The sequence below is a fragment of the Hyphomonas sp. genome, assembly GCF_037969335.1.
In the GTDB taxonomy this organism is placed as follows: Bacteria; Pseudomonadota; Alphaproteobacteria; order Caulobacterales; family Hyphomonadaceae; genus Hyphomonas.
Genome location: NZ_JBBKXE010000085.1, coordinates 1 through 3,207, shown reverse-complemented (window position 1 = coordinate 3,207; position 3,207 = coordinate 1). Strand labels below are relative to the sequence as shown.

4 protein-coding genes are annotated in these 3,207 nt (G+C 59.3%); 2 read left to right on the top strand and 2 right to left on the bottom strand.

Annotated features, from left to right (window positions below):
- Together AADA04_RS07065 and coxB are read right to left on the bottom strand one after the other, a co-directional pair.
- A partial coding sequence (locus tag AADA04_RS07065; RefSeq protein WP_340692549.1) for a cbb3-type cytochrome c oxidase subunit I occupies positions 1-1,067 on the bottom strand: 1,067 nt, incomplete at its 3' end.
- Between the two features lie 25 nt (positions 1,068-1,092).
- Entirely contained in the window at positions 1,093-2,067 is a 975-nt protein-coding gene (gene coxB / locus AADA04_RS07060) for a cytochrome c oxidase subunit II (protein ID WP_340692548.1), read from the bottom strand.
- Between the two features lie 154 nt (positions 2,068-2,221).
- Between coxB and AADA04_RS07055 the strand changes: the two genes are divergently transcribed.
- Together AADA04_RS07055 and AADA04_RS07050 are read left to right on the top strand one after the other, a co-directional pair.
- Entirely contained in the window at positions 2,222-2,776 is a 555-nt protein-coding gene (locus tag AADA04_RS07055; protein ID WP_340692547.1) for a tetratricopeptide repeat protein, read from the top strand.
- Between the two features lie 114 nt (positions 2,777-2,890).
- Positions 2,891-3,055: a DUF1328 domain-containing protein gene (locus tag AADA04_RS07050; RefSeq protein WP_340692546.1), complete on the top strand. Its 165-nt coding sequence runs from the start codon at positions 2,891-2,893 to the stop codon at positions 3,053-3,055.
- Positions 3,056-3,207 lie beyond the last annotated feature (152 nt).

Below are 3,207 nucleotides of genomic sequence, written 5' to 3'. Positions count from 1 at the left end.
GGCACCGCGATGACCATGGTGGCAGCGATGAAGTAGGCTTTCAGGTCAACGTTCATGCCGACCGTGTACATGTGGTGTGCCCACACGACGAAGCCGATGACGCCGATCGAGACCATGGCATAGGCCATGCCGAGATAGCCGAAGATCGGCTTTTTCGAGAAGGTCGACACGATGTGACTGATAATGCCGAATGCCGGCAGGATCATGATGTACACTTCCGGGTGACCGAAGAACCAGAACAGGTGCTGGAACATGACCGGGTCGCCGCCACCTGCAGGGTTGAAGAATTGCGACCCGAAATTGCGGTCGGTCAGCAGCATGGTCAGCGCGCCCGCCAGAACTGGCAGTGCGAGCAGAAGAAGGACGGCCGTGACGAGGACGCCCCAAGCGAACAGCGGCATCTTGTGCATGGTCATGCCAGGCGCGCGCATGTTCAGGATGGTCACGATGAAGTTGATCGCGCCGAGAATGGACGCAATACCGGCCGTGTGCAGCGACAGGATCAGCAGGTCCATGGCGGGGCCGGGGTGGCCCGTTGTCGAGGACAGCGGAGGATACAGAACCCAGCCGCCGCCGAAGCCGTTACCAGCCGAGTTGCCCGGAACTGTCATCGAAATACAGGCGAGCACGAAACCGGCGACCGTCAGCCAGAACGAGATATTGTTCATGCGCGGGAAGGCCATGTCCGGCGCGCCGATCATCAGCGGCACCATCCAGTTGCCGAAACCGCCAATCAGCGCCGGCATCACCATGAAGAAGATCATGATCAGGCCGTGATAGGTGATCACGGTATTGTAGAAATGCTTGGCATGCGTGATGGCCGCGTCGCCCTGCACGCCATGGAAGTGCTCGACGATCCAGAGCATCGGACCGATGCCCGGCTCAGCCAGTTCCCAGCGGATCAGGCCCGACAGCGTATAGCCGACGATGCCCGCACACAGCGAGAAGATCAGGTAGAGTGTGCCGATGTCCTTGTGGTTCGTCGACAGGAACCAGCGCTTGAAAAAGCCAGGCTTGTGATCGTGGGCATCGTGGTGATGGTCGAGGGCGATTTCATCCATTGGCATGGCGGATCTACTCTTCTCTCAAAGCTTAGTGGTTGGCGGCGAGCTGGGTGCTCGGCTCAAGGGCGGCCATGGTCCGAACGGACGCGGCGGCGGCGTCATAGTCGCCAGCCAGCATCAGTTGGGCCCAGGTATCGAATTGGTCCTGCGGCACGACACGCACCTCAATCGGCATGTAGGCGTGGTCAACGCCGCAAAGTTCCGAACACTGGCCGTAATAGACGCCCGGTTCGTCAACCAGGAACCAGCCCTCGTTGAGGCGGCCCGGCACGGCATCCGTTTTCACACCGAAGGCAGGCACGGTCCATGAGTGGATCACGTCGGCAGCGGCGGTGTAATAGCGGATATAACGACCCGCCGGAATGACCATCGGATAATCGACAGCGAGATTGCGCGGACGCACATCGGTGTCGGTCGGATCGGCCGACGTGCCCTTGTGGATGGCGTTCGAAACGAATTCGAGCGCGAAGCCATCGGCGTCGACGATGTCAGGATAGGAATAGGTCCAGTTCCACTGGTTGCCCTGGGCCTTGACGTTGACGAAGCCCTTGGCAGCAGCGTCCGGAAAATTGTTCTTGGTGTAGCGTTCGTACTCGGCCGACTTGCCGTCAGCCAGCAGCGCGGCTGATTCGGTCTGTATCTTCTCGAGGTTCGGCACCACGTCCTGATAGTAGAGGTTCGGGAACGACAGACCGGCAATCGCGACCAGGATCAGCGCCGGAACGACCGTCCAGATCACTTCGATCAGCGAATTGTGGCTGAACTTGCGCGACACGGGATTGGCCTTGCGATTGTAACGCACCATCACCCAGACCAGCAGCAGCGACACGAAGATCGTGATGGCGGTGATGATCCACATGACATAGTCATCGTGGAAGAAGTGAATGCGCTCAGCAATGCGCGTTGCAGCGGGCTGGAAGCCGAGCGCCCCGTCGACGGGGACGGCAGCGAAGGCCGGTGCAGCCAGTATTGAAGCGCACAAGGCGGCAAAGAAGTGTCGCACGAAGGAATCCTCGTCTCATTGGAATTGCTCCGCTCTATCTATATCAGACCGGCCCCGCAACCCAGCAGTTTTGACGCTCAATATTGTCGCAGGCGCTCGCCGCTATAGGGAAATCATGCTAATCAGGGGAAAATAAAAGAACAGGGAGACGACAATGTTGAAATTCCCGGCATTCGCGTTGATCGCATTGACGCTGTTAGCCCCTCTGGCCGTTGCCCAGGTATCGATCATCGGAGGCGGCGTCGCGAAGGATTGTTACGAGGCCGCCAAGTATCAGCGTGTATCCGCCAGCGCTGGCGAGAAAATCTGCACCAAGGCGATTGAAGCCGAGATCATGAACATGACGAACAAGGCCGCCACCTATACCAATCGCGGCGTCTTGCGCATGCGCGCCGGCCGGCTCGAGGCCGCCCTTTCGGACTATGACATCGCCAAACAGCTGGACCCGACCGAAGGCGCAACCTACCTCAACGAGGGCGCAGCCCACATCATGCGCAAGGACTACAATTCGGCGATGGTGTCGCTGAACAAGGCGATCGAACTCGATTCCCACGATCTCTATGCCGCTTACTACAATCGCGCGATTGCCAGGGAGCACACAGGGGACATCCAGGGCGCCTATTTCGACTTCAAGCGGGCTGATGAACTGAACCCCGAATCCGACTTGGCCAAGCGCCAGATGGAACGGTTCCAGATCACCACCAACTGATCGTCGGGCCATCCTCGCGTGCAGGCCCCTGAACGTGCATTCGGAAGGCGTGGAACCAAATTGCCTTCCTGTCGTTTCCTTTTCCAGACCCCACAATGGAAAAGGAAACAGAACATGCTGCGTTGGGCCATCATCTTTCTCGTCGTCGCACTGGTCGCGGCAGTCCTCGGTTTTGGCGGTATCGCGGGCACAGCCGCTGGCATCGCCAAGCTTCTGGCGCTGATCTTCGTCATACTGTTCGTCGTATCGCTGGTCTTCGGTGGCTTGCGTCGTAGATGACAGCCAGCGCGTCCAGCAATTCGGATGACACACGGCGAGCGCCCGGCCATCACGGCTGGGCGCTCGTTGGCATTTTCTGGATCATGGCCCTGAGCGTCCTGACGATCGCGCAGGGCCTGATCGTTCCGATTGTCTCGGCGATGATGCTGGCG

Coding starts and splice junctions, on each gene's coding strand:
- AADA04_RS07055 (WP_340692547.1), top strand. CDS start 2,222: ATGTTGAAATTCCCGGCATTCGCGTTGATCGCATTGACGCTGTTAGCC.
- AADA04_RS07050 (WP_340692546.1), top strand. CDS start 2,891: ATGCTGCGTTGGGCCATCATCTTTCTCGTCGTCGCACTGGTCGCGGCA.